The sequence below is a fragment of the Frankia sp. CoBUL1 genome, from assembly GCF_978021245.1.
This window is the reverse complement of record NZ_CDXDOS010000105.1, coordinates 1-921: the sequence shown is the minus strand read 5'-3', so window position 1 is coordinate 921 and position 921 is coordinate 1. Positions and strand designations below refer to the sequence as shown.

Below are 921 nucleotides of genomic sequence, written 5' to 3'. Positions count from 1 at the left end.
TACCACCAGAGCGCAGTCGCGCTGAACCTCGTGCGGGCCTTCGCCACCGGAGGTTTCGCCGACCTGTCGAAGGTCCACGAGTGGAACAAGGCGTTCGTGCGGGATTCCGCGGCGGGTCGCCGCTACGAGGTGATGGCGACGGACATCGAGCGTGCCCTCGCCTTCATGGCCGCCTGCGGCATCGACCTCGATCGGACCGTCGCGCTGACCGGGGTCGAGCTGTTCACGAGTCACGAGGGCCTCCTGCTGGAGTACGAGCGTGCCCTGACCCGGATCGAGGACGCCACCGGCGACCCGTACGACCTGTCCGCCCACATGATCTGGATCGGCGAGCGGACCCGGGACCTCGACGGTGCCCACGTCGACCTGCTGTCCCGGGTGGGCAATCCGATCGGCTGCAAGATCGGGCCGAAGGCTGGCCCGGACGAGGTCCTCGAGCTTGCCGAGCGGCTCAACCCCGACCATGTCCCCGGCAGGCTCACCCTGATCTCCCGGATGGGGGCAAAGCGGGTCCGGGACACGCTGCCCCCGATCATCGAGAAGGTCAACGCCGCCGGGCCGCCAGTGGTGTGGTCGTGCGATCCGATGCACGGCAACACCCGTGACGTGGGCGGCGTCAAGACGCGCCACTTCGACGATGTCCTCGACGAGGTCTTCGGCTTCTTCGAGGTCCACAAGGCGTTGGGCACCCACCCCGGTGGCCTGCACATCGAGCTGACCGGGGAGAACGTCACCGAGTGCCTCGGTGGGGCCGAACTCATCGGGGAAGACGACCTCGGCGGCCGTTACGAGACCGCCTGCGACCCCCGTCTGAACACCGGGCAGGCGCTGGAACTGGCCTTCCTCGTCGCCGAGATGCTGCAGAACACGCGGGGAGAACGCGGCGCGCCGTGGCCCTCGTGAGCTAGACCTGTCTTCCGT

The 921-nt window shown here is 68.4% G+C and carries 1 protein-coding gene; it reads left to right on the top strand.

Annotated elements, in window-relative coordinates:
• Window positions 1-903: 3-deoxy-7-phosphoheptulonate synthase (locus tag AC08OX_RS09810; RefSeq protein WP_476607523.1), on the top strand; the 903-nt coding region annotated here is incomplete at its 5' end.
• Window positions 904-921: the final 18 nt, after the last annotated feature.